The sequence below is a fragment of the Enterococcus sp. C102(2024) genome, assembly GCF_040888205.1.
Taxonomy (GTDB): domain Bacteria; phylum Bacillota; class Bacilli; order Lactobacillales; family Enterococcaceae; genus Enterococcus; species Enterococcus faecalis.
Genome location: NZ_JBFOHH010000005.1, coordinates 163,155 through 182,426 on the forward strand (window position 1 = coordinate 163,155; position 19,272 = coordinate 182,426).

Annotated in this window: 18 protein-coding genes; 17 read left to right on the forward strand and 1 reads right to left on the reverse strand. The window is 38.6% G+C overall.

Annotated features, from left to right (window positions below; translation table 11 throughout):
• Window positions 1–23: 23 nt before the first annotated feature.
• From def to AB3I34_RS11040, 8 genes are all read left to right on the forward strand, one after another.
• On the forward strand, window positions 24–518 hold the full coding sequence (gene def / locus AB3I34_RS11005) for a peptide deformylase (protein ID WP_002371656.1): 495 nt from the start codon (window positions 24–26) through the stop codon (window positions 516–518).
• Window positions 511–1,452 (forward strand): methionyl-tRNA formyltransferase, encoded by a 942-nt coding sequence (gene fmt / locus AB3I34_RS11010; protein ID WP_002365369.1) that lies wholly within the window; start codon window positions 511–513, stop codon window positions 1,450–1,452. The genes def and fmt overlap by 8 nt, the downstream gene beginning before the upstream one ends.
• A gap of 5 nt (window positions 1,453–1,457) precedes the next feature.
• Entirely contained in the window at window positions 1,458–2,837 is a 1,380-nt protein-coding gene (gene rsmB / locus AB3I34_RS11015) for a 16S rRNA (cytosine(967)-C(5))-methyltransferase RsmB (RefSeq protein ID WP_002354921.1), read from the forward strand.
• A 1-nt stretch (window position 2,838) separates the two neighbouring features.
• Window positions 2,839–3,588 (forward strand): Stp1/IreP family PP2C-type Ser/Thr phosphatase, encoded by a 750-nt coding sequence (locus tag AB3I34_RS11020; protein ID WP_002375547.1) that lies wholly within the window; start codon window positions 2,839–2,841, stop codon window positions 3,586–3,588.
• On the forward strand, window positions 3,585–5,741 hold the full coding sequence (gene ireK, locus AB3I34_RS11025; RefSeq protein ID WP_002370103.1) for a serine/threonine protein kinase IreK: 2,157 nt from the start codon (window positions 3,585–3,587) through the stop codon (window positions 5,739–5,741). The genes AB3I34_RS11020 and ireK overlap by 4 nt, the downstream gene beginning before the upstream one ends.
• Before the next feature lie 248 nt (window positions 5,742–5,989).
• On the forward strand, window positions 5,990–6,883 hold the full coding sequence (gene rsgA / locus AB3I34_RS11030) for a ribosome small subunit-dependent GTPase A (RefSeq protein ID WP_002359046.1): 894 nt from the start codon (window positions 5,990–5,992) through the stop codon (window positions 6,881–6,883).
• Between the two features lie 23 nt (window positions 6,884–6,906).
• Window positions 6,907–7,560: a ribulose-phosphate 3-epimerase gene (gene rpe / locus AB3I34_RS11035; RefSeq protein ID WP_002354925.1), complete on the forward strand. Its 654-nt coding sequence runs from the start codon at window positions 6,907–6,909 to the stop codon at window positions 7,558–7,560.
• Entirely contained in the window at window positions 7,557–8,201 is a 645-nt protein-coding gene (locus tag AB3I34_RS11040) for a thiamine diphosphokinase (RefSeq protein ID WP_002415652.1), read from the forward strand. The genes rpe and AB3I34_RS11040 overlap by 4 nt, the downstream gene beginning before the upstream one ends.
• Before the next feature lie 100 nt (window positions 8,202–8,301).
• On the opposite strand, the gene rpmB is transcribed toward AB3I34_RS11040, so the two are convergent.
• The gene (gene rpmB / locus AB3I34_RS11045; RefSeq protein WP_002354928.1) at window positions 8,302–8,490 is read right to left on the reverse strand and encodes a 50S ribosomal protein L28; all 189 of its coding nucleotides are present in this window, start codon (window positions 8,488–8,490) and stop codon (window positions 8,302–8,304) included.
• Between the two features lie 284 nt (window positions 8,491–8,774).
• Between rpmB and AB3I34_RS11050 the strand changes: the two genes are divergently transcribed.
• From AB3I34_RS11050 to acpP, 9 genes are all read left to right on the forward strand, one after another.
• On the forward strand, window positions 8,775–9,665 hold the full coding sequence (locus AB3I34_RS11050) for an ABC transporter ATP-binding protein (protein ID WP_002415653.1): 891 nt from the start codon (window positions 8,775–8,777) through the stop codon (window positions 9,663–9,665).
• On the forward strand, window positions 9,658–10,899 hold the full coding sequence (locus tag AB3I34_RS11055; protein WP_002375557.1) for an ABC transporter permease: 1,242 nt from the start codon (window positions 9,658–9,660) through the stop codon (window positions 10,897–10,899). The genes AB3I34_RS11050 and AB3I34_RS11055 overlap by 8 nt, the downstream gene beginning before the upstream one ends.
• A 228-nt stretch (window positions 10,900–11,127) precedes the next feature.
• Complete coding sequence (locus AB3I34_RS11060) at window positions 11,128–12,456, forward strand: sensor histidine kinase (protein WP_085444181.1); 1,329 nt, start codon at window positions 11,128–11,130, stop codon at window positions 12,454–12,456.
• A 1-nt stretch (window position 12,457) separates the two neighbouring features.
• Window positions 12,458–13,177, forward strand: a complete 720-nt coding sequence (locus tag AB3I34_RS11065) for a LytTR family DNA-binding domain-containing protein (RefSeq protein WP_010712895.1) — start codon at window positions 12,458–12,460, stop codon at window positions 13,175–13,177.
• A gap of 211 nt (window positions 13,178–13,388) precedes the next feature.
• Window positions 13,389–13,751: an Asp23/Gls24 family envelope stress response protein gene (locus AB3I34_RS11070; RefSeq protein ID WP_002354933.1), complete on the forward strand. Its 363-nt coding sequence runs from the start codon at window positions 13,389–13,391 to the stop codon at window positions 13,749–13,751.
• A gap of 82 nt (window positions 13,752–13,833) precedes the next feature.
• A complete protein-coding gene (locus AB3I34_RS11075; protein ID WP_002354936.1) occupies window positions 13,834–15,510 on the forward strand; it encodes a DAK2 domain-containing protein in 1,677 nt (558 codons plus the stop codon).
• 115 nt (window positions 15,511–15,625) lie between these two features.
• Complete coding sequence (gene recG / locus AB3I34_RS11080) at window positions 15,626–17,662, forward strand: ATP-dependent DNA helicase RecG (RefSeq protein ID WP_002415657.1); 2,037 nt, start codon at window positions 15,626–15,628, stop codon at window positions 17,660–17,662.
• A gap of 102 nt (window positions 17,663–17,764) precedes the next feature.
• Window positions 17,765–18,766, forward strand: coding sequence for a phosphate acyltransferase PlsX (gene plsX / locus AB3I34_RS11085; protein WP_002354938.1), 1,002 nt, complete (start codon window positions 17,765–17,767; stop codon window positions 18,764–18,766).
• Window positions 18,767–18,902: 136 nt separating this feature from the next.
• Window positions 18,903–19,142 (forward strand): acyl carrier protein, encoded by a 240-nt coding sequence (gene acpP, locus AB3I34_RS11090; protein ID WP_002354939.1) that lies wholly within the window; start codon window positions 18,903–18,905, stop codon window positions 19,140–19,142.
• The last annotated feature ends 130 nt before the right edge of the window (window positions 19,143–19,272 follow it).

Genomic DNA, 19,272 nt, shown 5'->3' on the forward strand with positions numbered 1-19,272 from the left:
ATACAGCTTTGAAAGGAGCACTTATGCGCTATCCAGTTGTGATTCACCCGAACGAACACTTAAAAATGAAGGCTCAACCTGTGACGATTATTACCGATGAAATTGTGCAATTACTAGAGGATATGTATGAAACAATGCTGGCCCATGATGGGATTGGCTTAGCAGCCCCGCAAATTGGGAAAAATTTGCAAATGGCAGTGATTGAAATCGATGAAGAATCTGGTCGTTTTGAACTAATTAATCCTGTGATTATTGAAAAAAAAGGAACCAGTATTGATGTGGAAGGCTGTTTAAGTATTCCAGAAACATATGGAACCGTTGAACGAGCAGATGAAGTGACTGTCCGTTATTTTGACCGTGAAGGTGAAGAAATGGAAGTTACGGCTTACGGCTATTTAGCTCGAGCTTTTCAACACGAAATTGATCATTTGAATGGCGAGTTATTTATCGATAAAATGATTGAGAAAATTGCACCAGAAGATTTAGAAGCGTATATGGAGGAACATTTTGATGACTAAAATTGTATTTATGGGCACACCAGCCTTTTCTGTTCCGATTTTAGAAAGTTTAATCGAGGCAGGCTATGACGTTCAAGCGGTTGTCACGCAACCAGATCGACCAGTTGGCCGAAAAAAAGTGATTACCCCAACGCCTGTCAAAGAAGCAGCTTTAAAACATAACTTATTAGTCTTACAACCAGAGAAAATTTCAGGTTCTCCTGAAATGGAAAAAGTGATTGACTTAGCACCAGATTTAATTGTGACAGCAGCCTTTGGTCAATTTTTACCAGAGAAAATCTTAAAAGCGCCCAAACTAGGTGCGATTAATGTCCATGCCTCACTTTTACCAAAATATCGTGGCGGCGCACCTGTACATTACTCGATTATTGAAGGAGAAAAAGAAACAGGCGTCACGATTATGGAAATGGTGAAAAAAATGGATGCTGGCGCGATTTTATCGCAACGTGCAATTCCGATTACGAAACAAGATGATGTAGGCACCATGTTTGAAAAATTAAGCATTCTAGGAAAAGAACTTTTATTAGAAACGTTACCTAAGCTAATTGCTGGCGAAATTACGCCTATTCCACAAGTGGAAGAAGAGGCTACTTTTTCACCCAATATTACCCGAGAACAAGAACGAATTGACTGGCAAAAAACTGCTGAGGCAATTGATAACCAAGTGCGTGGTATGCGTCCTTGGCCAACAGCGTTCACAACCTATCAAGGGACCAACTGGAAAATTTGGGCAGTGACACCACTGACTGAAACAACAACCAGCGCCCCAGGAACGATTATCCAACGTAGTAAAAAAGCGCTATGGATTGCTTGTGGCGAAGGGACAGTTCTTCAAATTGATCGCCTGCAACCAGCAGGTAAAGGTCAATTAACGATTCAAGAATTTTTAAATGGCGTTGGTCAAAATGTCGCAGAAAAAGATAAGGTGGACTAACAAAAATGGCTGAAAAAATCCCCAAGAAATTAAAACGTTCTGTTCGATACGTTGCTTTAGAAACCATCGAACGTGTGGATAAAGGTGGGGCGTACTCCAATCTTTTACTTAATGAAATGATGACAAAATCAGAACTAAGCGAGAAAGATGGCCGCTTGTTTACAGAACTTGTCTACGGCACAATTAGTCGCAAATTATTGTTGGAATACTACTTAACACCATTTGTTAAGAAACCGCAAAAAGTCGATAATTGGGTGAAAAATTTATTGATTTTATCGTTATATCAATTACTTTATTTAGATAAAGTACCCGATCATGCAGTCATTAATGAAGCGGTTGAAATTGGCAAACGTCGTGGCAATCCTGGGATTGGTAAATTCGTGAATGGCGTGCTGCGGGCGTTCCAACGAAATGGAGCACCTAGTTTGGCCGCAATTAGCGATCCAGTTGATCGTTTAGCCACGGAAATTAGCATGCCACGTTGGTTAACAGAAAAATTACTTGCCCAATTAGGCGAAGAAGAAACACGGCAGTTGGGTTTGTCATTATTTGAAAAAAGCCATGCGAGTGGCCGAGTAAACACACGGTTTATTTCACGAGAAGAAGCGCTGGAAGAATTACAAGAAACAGGGATTGCCGCGAAGGAAAGTCAACTTTCCCCTTATGGTGTTGTCGCTGAAAAAGGCTACTTAGCTGGCAGTGAACTGTTTATTAACGGTTGTTTAACCATTCAAGATGAAAGCTCTATGCTCGTGGCTCCAGCGATGCAAATTGAACCGCATCATCGTGTTTTGGATGCCTGCGCGGCTCCTGGTGGCAAAACGACTCATATCGCAACTTTTTTAGAGGCTGAAGCAGGTGGTCGTGTGACTTCTTTAGATATTCATGCGCACAAAATTAAGCTAATTAATGAAAATGCGCAGCGCCTCCATGTGGCGGATGTCGTCCAAGCAGAAAAGCTTGATGCGCGACAAGTGGCAGAAGAATTTCCCGCAGAAACCTTTGATCGGATTTTAGTTGATGCGCCATGTTCAGGCTTAGGGCTGATGCGCCGTAAACCAGACATTAAATACCATAAAACGGCCAATGATTTTCAAAATTTACCTAAAATTCAGTTAGAAATCTTAGAAAGTGTTGCCCCAACACTAAAACAATGGGGTATAATGGTCTATAGCACTTGTACTATTACGCCAGAAGAAAATCAGGAAGTGGTGGCAGCCTTTTTAGCCAAACACCCTGAATTTGAAAAAATTGAAATTGTTGCAAATGAAAACGTCCAAGCAGTAGTAAAAGAGCAAGAACTGGTTCTGTATCCCCATCAATACATGACAGATGGCTTCTTTATTTGCTGTATGCGGAAAGTTAGTTCAAATGAGGTGAAATAATTTGGAAATCAACGTTCAATCAGATGTCGGTCGCAAAAGAAATACGAACCAAGATTATGCCAACGTTTTTGAGAACCAACAACACATAACCTTTGCTGTTTTAGCAGATGGCATGGGTGGTCACCAAGCAGGTGATGTCGCTAGCCAAATGGCAGTCAATAATTTAGGTGAGAGTTGGTCCAATGCGTCTGTCGACTCAGCTGAAAAATCTGCACAGTGGTTAATTCAAGCAATTCAAAAGGAAAATGAAAAAATTTATGAACGCGGACAATCGAAACCAGAGTATTTAGGAATGGGGACAACCGTGGTTGGTGCCATCCTTTTACCGGATTCATTTGTCTTAGCAAATGTGGGGGACAGTCGTGCTTATTTAGTTCGTGACCAACACATGTTACAATTAACAGAAGATCATTCTTTAGTGAATGAACTAGTAAAATCAGGGGAGATTACTCGTGAGATGGCTGCAAATCATCCACGAAAAAATGTCCTAACACGTTCTTTGGGAATGCCTGGTACTGTCGAAGTCGATGTAACCAATCATGAATGGCTGCCTAATGACTATTTACTGTTATGTTCGGACGGCTTAACCAATATGGTTTCTGAGACAAAAATTTTAGAAATTTTAGAGACGTCAGACCCCTTAGAATCCAAATTAAGCCAACTCGTTGCCCAAGCAAATGAAGCGGGTGGTTTAGATAACATTACCGTGTTAGTGATACACTTTGACGAACAGAAGGAGGAAAACCAATGATAGAAATCGGCAAGAAGCTGAATGGTCGATATCACATTATTGGCAGCATCGGAAGCGGCGGCATGGCCAACGTCTATTTAGCACACGATTTAATTTTAGACCGAGACGTTGCAGTAAAAGTCTTGCGCTTTGACTTCCAAAACGATCAAGCCGCCATCCGACGTTTTCAGCGTGAAGCACTAGCCGCAACTGAGCTGGTTCACCCGAATATCGTCAGTGTGTACGATGTAGGCGAAGAAGATGGACTACAATATTTAGTCATGGAATATGTGAAAGGAATGGACTTAAAACGTTACATCCAAACGCATTTCCCAATCCCTTATTCCACAGTTGTGGACATTACGCAACAAATTTTATCTGCTGTCGCAATGGCACATGAACATAGAATTATTCACCGGGATTTAAAACCGCAAAACATTCTGATTGACGAACACGGCACAGTCAAAATTACTGACTTTGGGATTGCGATTGCTTTGTCAGAAACGTCAATTACGCAAACGAACACAATGTTAGGTTCGGTGCATTACTTATCGCCAGAACAAGCGCGCGGAAGCATGGCGACCAACCAATCAGATATTTACGCTGTGGGAATTATTCTCTATGAAATGCTAACAGGGAATGTACCTTTTGATGGTGAATCAGCCGTAACGATTGCCTTAAAACATTTTCAAGAAGAAATTCCCTCTGTTAAAATGTTTGATCCAGGGATTCCTCAATCATTGGAAAATGTGGTTCGTCACGCAACCGCAAAAGACCCAAGCGACCGCTACAAAACAGCGAATGAGATGGCAGAAGACTTATACACGTCCTTGTCAGCCAGTCGTTTAAACGAACCTGCGTGGGAACCAACGGCTTTATTAGGAGAAACGAAAGTACTAACTCCGATTCCCGAAGATATCGCTGAACCGGAAGAGACAACGCCTGTCGAAGTCCCAGAAGATATCGCAGATGACATTTTAGCTGAACAACCACCGAAGAAAAACCGCAAAAAATTGTGGATTGGCTTAGCAATTGCGGCATTAATTGCTTTAGCAATAGGTGGCTTAGCCTTTGCAATGTCGGGTGGTAAAGACGTTGAAGTTCCTGATGTTACAAATGAAACGAAAGCGGACGCTTCACAAGCGCTACAAAGTGCCGGGCTGAAAGTCGATAGTGAGACCAAAAAAATTCCCGACGATAAGATTGAAGAAGGCAAGGTGGTCAAAACAGACCCCGAAGCAAAATCATCTGTGAAAAAAGGCCGATCTGTTACTTTATACATCAGCTCTGGAACAGAAAAAATTGAGATGGCCGATTATACAAACGAATCGTATGAATCTGCTGTCGAAGCCTTGAAAAAACTAGGGTTTTCAGAAGACCAAATTACAACAAAAAAAGAATACAGTGATTCTGTGTCTACAGATAACATTATTAAACAAAAACCAGCTGCAGGTAAAAAAGTTGATCCGAAAAAAGACAACGTCACTTTAACGGTCAGTGAAGGACCAGAAGCGGTTACTTTGCCTAGTTACGCCGGTTATTCTTACACAAATGCAGTAAATGCACTGGCACAATTAGGTATTTCTGAATCTCAAATTACGCGTGTCGACCAAGCAAGCGATACGGTAGAACCAGGTTTAGTCATTACGCAAGACCCCGCACCAGGGGGCACCGTGACACCTAAAAATGGTCAAGTGACGTTATATGTAAGTAAAGGTAGCGACAAAGTGACACTTTCTGATTATAGCGGAATTTCTTACGATAATGCGGTAAGTCGCTTAATTGCTTTAGGTATCCCAGAATCTCAAATTAAACGAGTGGACGAAGAAAGCGACAAAGTTGAAAAAGATACCGTGATTAGTCAAGAGCCAGCTTCTGGTACCGCTGTTGATCCGAAAAATGACACGATTACTTTACATGTCAGCAAAGGCAGCGACTCAGTAACTGTTCCCGATATTTCAGGTTATTCGCCAAAAGCTGCAGAAGACAGCATCAATAACGCTGGCCTTAAAATCAATGAACAAGGATTATCTGGCTCTGGCGATGGCCAAGTCGTTGAACGAACTAGCCCATCCGCTGGCAGCAAAGTCAAAAAAGGCGACTCTGTTACGGTTTATTATTCAAAAGCAAATGATTCAAAAAGCACCACTAGTGAAAGTAGTACGAGTAATTAAGACAAGAGGTTGGGACAGGAGTGTTTAGCTTCAAGAACCAAGTAGGTACTGTTTAACATCTATTTGCTTTTCAAATAGTGTTTCTCAGCAATAAGAAGAAGCCGCTCCTGCCCCGCCATTTATCTTAAGATTTAGGTCTAGGAAGGTAAGTCATTTCGACTTATGTCCTAGGCTCTTTTTAATTAATAGAATCGAGAGGCTCCCTTGATTTCTCTGCCACTATCCTGTATATTCGAAAGTAGTTAGGAGTGGTTTATCTGAAAGGTCAAATCAGAAAAGCGTTAAGCGGTTTTTATTATGTATACGCAGATGGAGAAACATATCAAACAAGAGCGCGAGGGAATTTTCGTAATCGAAAAATTACGCCACTCGTGGGAGATGAAGTACTTTTTGAAAGCGATAATTTAACAGATGGTTATGTGTTGGAAATTTTACCAAGACGAAATGAATTAGTGCGCCCGCCTGTTGCAAATGTGGATCTAGGTGTGGTTGTCATGAGTATGGTTTCGCCAAATTTTTCGTTTAATTTGTTGGATCGTTTCTTAGTCAGCTTAGAGTATAAGGATATAGAACCAGTTATTTATTTAACGAAAGTTGATCTATTAGATGAGCCGCAACGTCAAGAAGTCACTGAAATTAAACAGATTTATGAAGCGTTAGGTTATGCGGTGATCGCTTCGGAAGACGTAGAAGCCACCAAAGAATTAGAACGCTTTTTCCCAGAACGGTTGACTGTTTTTATGGGACAATCAGGCGCTGGAAAATCAACATTGTTGAATCAAATTTCACCAGAATTACAACTAGCAACTGCGGAAATTTCCCAATCTTTAGGACGGGGCAAACATACGACCCGTCACGTGGAATTGATTCCGTTATACGACGGTTTGGTTGCTGATACACCAGGATTTAGTGCCATCGATTTCTTGGAGATGGAAGCAGTGGAATTACCAAAGCAATTTCCTGAATTTGTTGCCGCGGCCTCTCACTGTAAGTTTCGTGAATGTATGCACCACAAAGAACCTGGTTGTGAAGTGAAACGCCAAGTGGAAGCGGGAACCATTGCGACGAGTCGTTACGAAAATTATTTACAGTTTTTAATGGAAATCGAGAATCGACGACCTGTTTATAAGAAAAAATCATAGCAAATATAAAGGGAGCGAGCCAAATGAAACTAGCACCATCCATTTTAAGTGCCGATTTTGCCAATTTAGAAAGAGATATCCGTTTAGTAGAAGAATTAGGAGCAGATTATATTCATGTTGATGTCATGGACGGTCAATTTGTGCCCAACATTACCTTAGGACCGAATATCGTTTCAGCGATTCGTCCAGTGACAAAACTACCATTGGATGTTCATTTGATGATTGTACAACCTGAAAACTATATCAATGCCTTTGCGGAAGCCGGTGCGGATATTATTACTGTCCATCAAGAAGCAACACCCCATATTCATCGTGCCTTACAAATGATTAAAAATGCGGGTGTGAAAGCTGGCGTAACCATCAATCCTGGGACACCACTTTCGATGATTGAAAATGTATTAGACTTAGCAGACCAAGTCTTGGTAATGACTGTCAATCCAGGCTTTGGCGGACAATCATTTATTGAAAACTCACTAGAAAAAATTGCTCAATTAAAAGAATGGAAAGAAACAAAAGGATACACCTATGAAATTGAAGTCGATGGCGGGATTGTTCCTGAAACTGCCGCACGCTGTAAAGAAGCCGGTGCGGAAGTGTTTGTTGCAGGCTCCTACATTTATAATGCTGAAAATCCTCAAGAACGAATCGATGCACTGAGAGCAGTGCTAGACAAATGAGTCGTGTCTTACTGGTAGCTGGCGGCGAGCCAAGTGATTGGCCAACCATTGAACCAGCTACGTATGATTATTTCGTAGGTATTGATCGCGGCTGTCTCCATTTATTAGAGGCCGATTTACCGTTACAATTAGCAGTGGGCGATTTTGATTCATTATCACGAGAAGAATACCATTTTGTCCAAGAAACTGCCGAAACACTTATCCAAGCACCTGCTGAAAAAGATGATACAGATACACAATTAGCGCTTCAAGAAGCTTTACAACGATTTCCACAAGCAGAGATGACGATTATCGGTGCGACAGGGGGCAGAATTGACCACTTATTAGCCAATCTTTGGTTACCCTTTGAACCACGATTTCAAGGCGTACTTCGCCAAATCCGTCTATGCGATCGTCAAAATAGCATCCAGTATTACGCCCCTGGTTCGTATATCGTACCGAAAGAGCCAGATAAAGAATATCTGGCCTACTGCTGTTTGACGCCTGTAGAAAACTTGACGCTACGACGCAGTAAATATTTATTAACCAATCAAGATGTTCCTTATCCAACATCGTATGCAAGTAATGAATTTATCGAAGAAGCCGCTGCTTTTTCCTTCGATGCAGGGATGATTGCAGTTATTCAAAGTAAAGACAAGTAAAAAGAAGTTGGACCTTCATCAAAGTGATGAAGGTCCAACTTCTTTTTATGCAATAAAAAAAGCCGAACAACGAACGTCCAGCTTTGCTTATTTAAGTTTATTAAACACGTTCGATTTTACCAGATTTCAAAGCACGAGTTGACACCCAAACTTTTTTAGGTTTACCATCGATTAATACGCGAACTTTTTGTAAGTTAGGTTTCACAGTGCGTTTTGTTGAGTTCATCGCATGTGAACGGTTATTACCACTTGAAGTCTTACGACCAGTGAAGTAACATACTTTTGCCATTTTAAGTTTCCTCCTTTGCCTTGATCTTGGAGCGATAATATTCAGCTCATACTAACTTAATTTATCATATTAGGCACTGATTTGCAAGAAGATTTTTAGTGACTAACAACAAAAGTAGCTTGTCAGGTGATAGTTTTTCATTGTCTGATTTTAAATACTTAAGAAATCCATGCACAAACGTAAGACGATAAAGACGAAAATTTAAGAGTTCAAGAAAAAAATGTAGTGGTTCGTGTTTGATTAATATAATTAAAGTACTTAGATAATTGAAAAAGGAGGAAAATATGAGCTTAGAAATCAAAAAGTTGAAAAAGAAAATGGATGAGCAGGAAATTATTAAAGGAATCAATTTGACTATTCCAGAAGGAGAAATTTATGGCTTCTTAGGCGCAAACGGTGCAGGTAAAACTACTATTTTCCGCCATATTTTAGGCATCTACTCTCCTGATGAAGGGGAAATAACATGGCAGGGACGTAAAGTTGATCGCTTTGATGCTAAAGAAGTCGGTTATCTTCCAGAAGAGCGTGGACTATATCCGAAAAGAACGGTGAGACAACAATTAACTTTCTTTGGGAAGCTCCGTAAAATGAAAAAGAAAGAAATTGAAAAAAGTATCCTCTTTTGGCTGGATTTTTTTAAGATACAAAAGAACGTAGATCGAAAAATTAGTGAATTGTCAAAAGGGAATCAACAAAAGATTCAATTTATTGCGTCGATCATTCATGGACCCAAGCTTGTCATTTTGGATGAACCATTCTCTGGGCTAGACCCGATTAATGCGAATCAACTAAAAGAAGCAATTCTTTTTTTGAAGGAAAATAGTGCTACGATAATTTTCAGCTCTCATCAAATGGCAAACGTAGAAGAAATCTGTGAAAACATTTGTATGATGAAAAAGGGTGAGGTTCTTTTAGAAGGAAATTTAAAAGAAATCAAAGATGAAACGGATAAAAGAAAAGTGATTGTTCAGGCTGATTTTGACAGAGAAATATTAAAGCAAGATTTTGAAATAGAATCGTATAAAGAAGAAAATGATGTTATTTCTTTTTATGTAAAAGATGAATGTACTGCGAAGAAAATTCAAAAATTTATTTTTCAATCAGAAAATATTCAGCAATTCAGAATTGAGCCAATTTCGTTAAATGATATTTTTCTAGAAAGAGTGGGTGAGTAAAGTGAAAAATATAGTGACGATTGCTTTAGAAACATACAAACAAAAAGTCGTGTCAAAAGTGTTTGTTATTATACTGTTGGTTTTGATGGTAGGGACATTTTTGGGAATGAATTATGAAGGGATTCTAAAAAAAGAGGAACCAAGTAAAGAAACCATCCTTGTTGTTTCAAATAATCAAGAGACTGTTACTATGCTGAAAGAAGTTGGTAAAGGTACCAATCTGAACTTTGTTGACGGCGGTCAAAAGTTATCAGATGCTGAGAAAGAGCTGAAAGATAGAGCGAGTAAAACTATTTTGAAAATTGAAAAAAGTAGCACTGGTCTATACGAAGGAAAAATTTATTACGAAGGAGCTCTCCAATATAATGTGTCTGAACAATTACAAAGTCTTGTAACCACTGTAAATCAATCGATTAAATTAAATCAATTAAATATTGATGCGGCGCAACAACAGTTTTTGAATGAAAGCACACGTTTATCCTTAGAATCTTTAGCTGGAAATCAAGATAATTCGGTTCAAACATTAATACTAGTTTATATTGTTGGTTTTATTCTCTACATTGCAGTTATGCTCTTTTCTACAATGGTTGCCCAAGACATTGCGGTGGAAAAGAGTTCAAGAGTTATGGAAATTTTACTCACAACAATTACACCAGTTCAGCATTTAATTGGTAAAATTGTTGGCATTGGGCTAGTTGGGATAACGCAAGCAGCAGCAATTTTTGGGGCTGCGTATGCATCTTATGGAATTTTTGGAGATAGTACAGGAGTATTTGACTTTTTGAGTGAAGGCAAAAATAGTCAAGCAATCATCTTAGCTGTCATATGTTTCGTTTTAGGTTATTTGCTATATTCTGTTACGGCTGCTATTTTAGGTTCTGTTGTTTCCTCTGTTCAGGAAGTTCAACAGTTGATGTATATTTTGATTATTCCTTTATTTATTGCGATGTTTATGGTAATGATTCTTGCAACTGGATTAGGAAGTAACCAAGCGACTATCATTTCATCTTATATACCGTATCTATCACCGATAGTCATGTACGCACGTTATATGCTGGGGGATGCATCGTTAAATGCTTTTGCAATAGCGATGGGAATTAATCTGGTCTTTACTATGATTTTAGCGTTTCTAGGGAAGAGTGTTTATCAAGGGGGCGTGTTTATTTATAGTGGAGATAAACTTATAAATGTTTTCAAAAAAGCGTTTAAATCTGGGAAATATTATGTTAGATGAGTATAAAAAATCTTGTCGCAACTCTCATGTATAAAACATTTATTTTGATAAATAAAAAAGTAATTGAAATTGTACACTCAGTATAGCGAGTGTACAATTTTTGTTTATAGCGTAATAGTCGGGCACTGAAAACTAATTTTTCTCAGTTTCACTTTTAAAGAAAGCTTGAATTGTCTTTTATTAGAGTATATACTTTTTTTATTAACTGAAATATAAGGAGGTTTTAATTTGGAGAGATTTCTTTTTATTCTAAGTAATATCACGGCAGTGTTTCAAGTGTTCTTTAATTATCTAAAGTCAAAAGTAGTAAAGCTTAATAAAAAAATTACTTTACATAGTATTTTCGGCTTGATGGTTATCGCAATTTTGAATGGCAAAATAATTTCTGCTATAGGAATGTATGGATTTGCTTGGATTTATTTGAGTATAATAATTTTAGGTTATTTTTTTATCTCTAAAAGCCTTATTAAAGTTTTAGGTATAAATTCTTATATCGTCATTATTTCAGCTATAAGTGGTCAGTTTGTATCCTTTATAAAGGGAAAAATATTTGGCACAGAACTAATTTTTTCAAGTAATTTAACTATGTTTTTACACAGTACATTTCGGCTAGCACTATCAGTAATTCTGACGATATTAATGATAAAGGGGATAAAAAAAATAGAAAAAAAGTTTTCTATTATCAATGAGTGTCTTCTGCTGTTTAATTTGATAGGAATCGGCACAATGATTATCTACTATACCAGTCTGATTTTAGGAAAATATCTGGGGAATAACAAGGAAATAATTGTAGTAAATTCAATCTTTCTCACGCTCTATTTAGTCGTTTCATTAATTTCTTTTATTGTGTATCTTAGTTCGCTCAAAAATAAATATGATCTTCAACAGAAGGAAAGAGAATATTTAGAAAATCAGAGATATATGGAGGCAATGGAGAAACAATTCAAGGAGATTCGGAAGTTTCGGCATGATTATAAAAATATCCTAAATTCATTAGAAGATTTTATTGTAAGTGGAGATTACGAGAGTCTTAATGACTATTATTTCAGTAAAATAAAGAAAGCATCAAAATGCATTGACCAAAATGGGTTCAAGTTAGAAACGATTGGAAACATTCGAGTAAGAGAAGTTAAAAGTCTCCTTGTGTCTAAGTTGATTTCAACGCAAGAAAAAGGAATGGATGTACAGTTAGAAGTGACTGAACCAATTGAAGAATTAGCCATTGACTCAATTTCTTTGGTTAGAATACTAGGTATTTTTTTAGATAACTCTATAGAAGAAATCGAATTTTTAGGTGAGGGTAAGCTTGTAATCGCTGTATATAAAGATGCCTCTGCTGTACATATTATTATCCAAAATTCATGTAGGAAAAATTTACCAAAATTCCATCTACTTAAGCAACGCGGTTTTTCATTAAAGGGCACTGATAGAGGAATGGGATTGAGTAATGTTCAAGAATTGCTTCAATCCCTAAATAATGTTCAACTAGCTACCTCCATCAGTGATGGATGGTTTACTCAAAAATTGACGATTGAAAACAATAGGAGGTGCGAATAAGGTGATTTCTATTATTATTTGCGAAGATGATTGGCGACAACGACAAATGTTGGAAACCTATGTTAAAAATTACATAATGATGGAAAGTCTTGATATGGAACTGATTTTTTCAACAGGAAATCCGTTAGAAGTACTTGAATTTGTCAAAAGTCAGTCTAGAATAATTGGGTTATATTTTCTAGATGTTGATTTACAACATGAAATGTCAGGATTAACCTTAGCAGCTAAAATCAGAGACTACGATAATTTAGGTAAAATCGTTTTTGTCACAACACATGGGGAACTGTCCTATCTGACGTTTACGTATAAAGTGGAAGCGCTGGACTATATCATTAAAGACAACAAAGAACATCTACAGCAGAAAATCTGTGAAAATATTCAATTGGCTCATGAACGTATAACTAGTGAGCGTGGAGCTACAAAAAAATTATTTAAATTTAAGGACGGCGATACCATTCGGTCTGTAGATATGGCAACAATCATTTTTTTTGAATCTTCTTCCGTATCGCATAAAATCGTTTTACATCTTGAAAACGGAGAAATGGAATTTTATGGTTCCTTAAAGGAGATTGAAGAACAGTCTAATGACTTTTATCGTTGTCACAAATCATATTTAATCAACCGCAAGCATATAAGTAAAATTATAAAAAGCGAACGGATTGTCGAAATGAGTAATGGAGAAAGATGTTTAGTCTCAGTGAGAGCCATGAAAAACCTCTAAAATCACCAGACAAGATTCAATGAACCAAGTCGAATCTTGTCTTTTTCTGCATTGACAATGCACGACAAACGTTGTAAATTGTACAAATGTTGGTAATTATGAGGAAGGGTCTATAATATCTGACGAACTTCCTTTTAATTAAAGGCTGGATATGATAAAATGTTATGGAAGAAAATAGGGCGAATGTGCTCTTATAAGGAGGCTTTCATCAATGGCTGTAAAAATTCAAACACCCGCAGGTACCATTGAGATTACCAATGATGTGATCGCTACAGTAGTTGGCGGAGCTGCGACAGATATTTACGGAATTGTCGGAATGGCAAGCAAAAATCAAATTAAAGATAACTTAAACGATATTTTACGTCGTGAGAATTACTCACGTGGTGTCGTTGTTCGTCAAGAAGACAACGGAATCGCAGTGGATGTCTACACGATTGTTAGTTATGGTACAAAAATTTCTGAAGTTTCTCGTAACGTCCAAGAAAAAGTAAAATATAATCTTGAAACATTATTAGGTGTCACTGCGAATTCAGTTAACGTTTTTGTTCAAGGAGTTCGTGTATTACCGGATTAGAGGTAGTGTACTGTCAACGATGCAATTGCACAAGGAAGTCGTGTGTTGCCGTTAGCGGTAAATCTGAAGGAGGATTTTTTAGGTGAATGTAACAGAAATCAGCGCAGGTCAGTTCCAGGAAATGGTCCAGGCAGGTGCGACTCGTCTGCACACAAATGCAGAATATGTCAACTCATTAAACGTTTTCCCTGTACCCGATGGTGATACAGGAACAAATATGAACTTATCAATGACCAGTGGTGCAAAGGCTGTGGCCGATTCTCGCTCTGAAAAAGTAGGAGAATTAGCAGGTGCGTTATCCAAAGGGTTATTAATGGGTGCTCGTGGAAACTCTGGGGTTATTTTATCTCAATTATTCCGCGGCTTCTCAAAACAAATTCCTGAGGTTACAACATTAAATGCCAAAGACTTGGCCGCTGCCTTTACACATGGTGTAGAAACAGCGTATAAAGCAGTGATGAAACCCGTTGAAGGAACAATCTTAACTGTTTCTCGTGAAGCGGCGCGTTCTGGTGAACGTAAAGCGAAAGAAACAGATGACTGTATCGAAGTTATGACAGCTGTTGTAGCAGGTGCTAAACGTGCCTTAGCGAAAACACCTGATTTATTACCTGTCCTAAAAGAAGTCGGCGTTGTAGATAGTGGGGGTCAAGGACTACTATTTATCTATGAAGGATTTTTAGAAGCGCTTAGTGGTGAATTTTTACCAACTGAAACGTATGAACCAAGTCCTGCCGAAATGGACGAAATGGTGAATGCTGAACATCATCGTGGTGTTAGTGGCCACGTTGCGACAGAAGACATTAAATTTGGCTATTGTACAGAAATTATGGTTCGTATCGGCGAAGGCCCAACCGTGGACAGCGCTTTTGATTATGAAACATTCAGAAACTACTTAAATGAACTAGGCGATTCTCTATTAGTCGTTAACGATGACGAAATTATCAAAGTTCACGTACACACTGAGCATCCAGGTGAAGTGATGAACTACGGCCAAAAATTTGGTTCGTTAGTAAAAATAAAAGTAGACAATATGCGTTTACAACATGAAACGTTAGTTGAACGCGATGCTCAGCAAGAAGCGTTGACTGAAAAAGTTCGCGTACCGTTTGCTGTGATTGCTATTGCAGCCGGTGAAGGCGTTCAAGAATTATTCCGAAGTTTAGGTGCAAGCTACATTATTAGTGGTGGCCAAACAATGAACCCAAGTACGGAAGATATTTTAAAAGCAGTCAAAGAAGTGAATGCAGAGCAAGTCATTATCTTACCAAACAACAAAAACATCTTTATGGCGGCTGATCAAGCAGCAGAAGTTGCCGATGTACCAGTAGCGGTTGTTCCATCTAAAACCATTTCTCAAGGAATGACAGCAATGTTAGCTTTCAATGATCAACAATCATTAGAAGAAAACAAAGCAAGTATGACGGAAATGTTAGACAGCGTTGTGAGTGGTCAAGTAACCACAGCTGTTCGTGACACAACCATTGATGACGTTGAAATTAAAAAAGATGACTTCTTAGGAATGATTGATGGTAAAATCGTCGTTTCTGAAGCAGATCGTTTTAATGCATCATTAGACACGTTGAACCGCATGATCGATGAAGACACTGAAATCGTGACAATTATTGTCGGCGAAGATGGTTCGGTTGAAGAAGCTGAAAAGCTAATCGCTATTTTAGTTTCTGAAAACGATGAACTAGAAACAGAACTTCATGAAGGTGGACAACCTGTGTATCCATACTTATTCTCAGCAGAATAGGTTTTCGTGATGAAAAAATAAAAACGAATAGGCTGGTTCATTAGTTAGGGCTAATGAACCAGCCTATTTAATGAATGATCCATTTTTTTGCGTATATTAATGAGGAGGGGATTTTATGGACATCACAGATTTAGTCAGCGTATTGCCCGGTGTTGGCCCAAAACGTGCTGAAAATTTACAAGAACTGGGGATTGCTACAATTGAAGACTTATTGACGTATTATCCCTTCCGCTACGATGATATCCAAGAAAAGGATTTAAGTGAGATTCAGGATCAGGAAAAAGTTACGCTAAAAGGGCTAGTGGTTTCGGAAGCAGTCGTTAGTCGGTATGGTTATAAGAAGAGCCGGTTAACGTTTCGAATGATGCAAGAACATGCGGTCATTAATGTTTCCTTCTTCAACCAACCTTTTTTAAAAGACAAAGTAGTTCTTTCCGAAGAAATTGCTGTTTATGGCAAATGGGATGCCAAGAGAAAATCATTAAATGGCATGAAAATCTTAGCTTCTAAAGGAGACAATGAAGATTTCGCCCCCATTTATCATGTGAATAAAAAAGTCCGCCAAAGCACGTTGGTTCAGTTAATCCGCACTGCTTTTGAAGAGTATGGTTCACTGATTGAAGAGATTTTACCAAATGATTTATTAGAAAAGTACCGCTTGATGCCTAGAAAAGAAGCAATGTGGGCGATGCATTTTCCCAGTAATCCAGAAGAAAGCCATCAAGCTAAACGACGAGTAGTCTTTGAAGAGTTTTTCCTTTTCCAACTTAAAATGCAAGGATTGAAGAAACAAGAAAAAGCGGAAAAAAATGGTTTAGCTATTCAATATGACGTGGATCGCTTAAAAACGTTCACCCAAGGACTGCCTTTTGAATTGACAGGCGCCCAAAAAAAAGTGACCAATGAAATTTGTCGAGACTTGCGAAGTCCAAAGCATATGCAACGATTGCTTCAAGGTGACGTGGGGAGTGGGAAAACGGTAGTGGCTGCGATTGCGCTATACGCCACCATGACCGCTGGCTTTCAAGGAGCGTTGATGGTTCCGACTGAAATTTTAGCGCAGCAACACATGGAAAGCTTACAGCAGTTGTTTGATCCATTAGAAGTTCGAACGGCCTTATTAACAGGTTCCACCAAAACGAAAGAACGTCGTCTAATTCTCGAAGAACTGGCCAATGGCGAGATTGACATTGTGGTAGGGACCCATGCTTTGATACAACAAGATGTCAGTTTTCATCAATTAGGTTTGGTAATCACCGATGAGCAACATCGTTTTGGTGTGAATCAGAGAAAAATATTAAGAGAAAAAGGCTTAAAACCAGATGTTCTATTTATGACGGCCACTCCGATTCCTCGAACGTTAGCAATTACAGCCTATGGCGAAATGGATGTATCAATCATTGATGAAATGCCAGCTGGACGGATTCCAATCGAAACACGTTGGATTCGGCCGCCGCAGTTAGATACTGTTTTAGAATGGATGGAAAAAGAGCTGGCTCGAGGACATCAAGCCTATATTATTTGTCCATTGATTGAAGAATCAGAAGCCTTAGATGTGAAAAACGCAACAGAAATTTTTGAACATATGCAAAGCTTTTATTCCCCAAGATATCAAGTGGGATTACTACATGGTAAAATGAAAAATCAAGAAAAAGATGACATTATGCAGGAGTTCAAAGACAATCAGCTGCAATTATTGGTTTCTACCACCGTTATTGAAGTTGGCGTGAATGTACCAAATGCCACAGTGATGTTAATTATGGATGCAGACCGGTTTGGGTTAGCACAGTTACATCAGTTACGGGGCCGTGTTGGGCGTGGCTCCAGTGCATCTTATTGTATTTTAGTGGCCAATCCGAAAAATGAAATGGGCGTTGAGCGTATGAAAATCATGACAGAAACCACCAATGGTTTTGTCTTGAGTGAGCGTGATTTGGAACTTCGCGGACCTGGGGAAGTGTTCGGAGCACGGCAATCAGGAGTGCCTCAATTTGCGGTAGGAGATATCGTGACGGACTTTAACATTTTAGAAGTTGCGCGCCAAGAAGCAAGTGCCCTATGGAAAGTGAAAGAGTGGTGGCAATATCCTGCTTATCAAGGCTTAGCCAATCGAGTGAAACCCCAAGATGAGGCGGCCCAATTTTTCGATTAGAAGAGGTAATTTTTGAAGCCAGAAAGTAAAAGCCAATGCGTATTTCTTTGAAAAAAATATGTTATACTTGTTAGGAAACAAAAAAGTAGGAGGGAATCACTCATGAAAATTGCTGTAGATGCAATGGGTGGAGATAACGCCCCACAAGCAATTGTTGAAGGGGTTATGCTAGCCAAACAAGACTTCCCAGACATTGAATTTCAATTATATGGAAAAGAAGCCGAAATAAAAAAATACATCACCGATGAAAAAAACATTACGATTATTCATACCGATGAAAAAATTGCTAGTGACGATGAGCCAGTTAAAGCAATCCGTCGTAAGAAAACTGCTTCCATGGTTTTAGCAGCGCAAGCAGTTAAAAATGGGGAAGCCGATGCGATTTTTTCTGCAGGCAACACCGGAGCGCTATTAGCAGCGGGTCTGTTCATTGTCGGCCGCATCAAAAATGTGGAACGTCCCGGTTTGATGTCAACTTTACCTGTCATGGGAGAACCAGACAAAGGGTTTGACATGTTAGATTTAGGAGCCAATGCAGACAATAAACCAGAACATTTGGTTCAGTATGCCGTTTTAGGTTCATTCTATGCTGAAAAAGTTCGGAACGTTCAGAATCCTCGTGTCGGTCTATTAAATAACGGAACTGAGGAAACAAAGGGCAGTGAATTAACGAAAAAAGCCTTCGAATTGTTAGCAGCAGATGAAACGATTAATTTTGTCGGAAACGTTGAAGCACGAGAATTATTAAATGGCGTAGCTGACGTGGTGGTGACAGATGGCTTCACAGGGAATGCCGTTTTAAAATCCATCGAAGGCACAGCTATGAACATGATGAGCTTGCTGAAAACAGCGATTCTTTCTGAAGGTGTCAAAGGAAAAATGGGCGCCTTATTATTAAAGAATGCGTTGCGTGGCATGAAAGACGAAATGGACTACTCAAAACATGGGGGAGCGGTTTTATTTGGCTTAAAAGCGCCAGTCATTAAAACGCATGGGGCCACGGGTCCTGATGCCGTCCGCTACACCATTCGTCAAATTCATACAATGTTAGAAACCCAAGTTGTCCCACAACTAGTGGAATATTATGAAGGCAAAGCAGAGTAATTTGCAATTGTCTTGACATCAGTTTGTTACTCAAATGAAAAAAAGATGGACAAATACCCAAATTGTGAGTACAATGTATCTTAGCGTTTTAGTAAAAGAAAGAACCTTTTTTCAAAAGCAGTGGAGGTGAATACAGTTGACTCGTGAAGAAGTACTTCAAAAAGTAGCGAAGATTATCTCAAACCACTTTGATATTGAAGCGGATCAAGTAACAGATCAATTAAACATTAAAGATGATTTGAACGCTGACTCAATTAGCGTAATGGAGTTTGTTTTAGAACTTGAAGATGAATTTGGAACAGAGATTTCAGATGAAGATGCAGAAAAAATTGAAACAGTTGGTGCCGCTGTAGATTATATTGTGAGTAATTCATAAAAAATAATAAGACAAAGTCGATTGACATTCGTGTTGATCGACTTTTTTTGCGTACATAATGGTTATTTTATTAAGCAATAAGGCTATTTTTACACATATTTTTGTAAAAAAAATCATACATGTAAAAAAA

What these genes read in the sequence shown, in the direction of transcription:
- def (WP_002371656.1), top strand. Translation starts at nt 24, where the DNA reads ATGCGCTATCCAGTTGTGATTCACCCGAACGAACACTTAAAAATGAAG.
- fmt (WP_002365369.1), top strand. Translation starts at nt 511, where the DNA reads ATGACTAAAATTGTATTTATGGGCACACCAGCCTTTTCTGTTCCGATT.
- rsmB (WP_002354921.1), top strand. Translation starts at nt 1,458, where the DNA reads ATGGCTGAAAAAATCCCCAAGAAATTAAAACGTTCTGTTCGATACGTT.
- ireK (WP_002370103.1), top strand. Translation starts at nt 3,585, where the DNA reads ATGATAGAAATCGGCAAGAAGCTGAATGGTCGATATCACATTATTGGC.
- rpe (WP_002354925.1), top strand. Translation starts at nt 6,907, where the DNA reads ATGAAACTAGCACCATCCATTTTAAGTGCCGATTTTGCCAATTTAGAA.
- AB3I34_RS11040 (WP_002415652.1), top strand. Translation starts at nt 7,557, where the DNA reads ATGAGTCGTGTCTTACTGGTAGCTGGCGGCGAGCCAAGTGATTGGCCA.
- rpmB (WP_002354928.1), bottom strand. Translation starts at nt 8,490, where the DNA reads ATGGCAAAAGTATGTTACTTCACTGGTCGTAAGACTTCAAGTGGTAAT.
- AB3I34_RS11050 (WP_002415653.1), top strand. Translation starts at nt 8,775, where the DNA reads ATGAGCTTAGAAATCAAAAAGTTGAAAAAGAAAATGGATGAGCAGGAA.
- AB3I34_RS11070 (WP_002354933.1), top strand. Translation starts at nt 13,389, where the DNA reads ATGGCTGTAAAAATTCAAACACCCGCAGGTACCATTGAGATTACCAAT.
- recG (WP_002415657.1), top strand. Translation starts at nt 15,626, where the DNA reads ATGGACATCACAGATTTAGTCAGCGTATTGCCCGGTGTTGGCCCAAAA.
- plsX (WP_002354938.1), top strand. Translation starts at nt 17,765, where the DNA reads ATGAAAATTGCTGTAGATGCAATGGGTGGAGATAACGCCCCACAAGCA.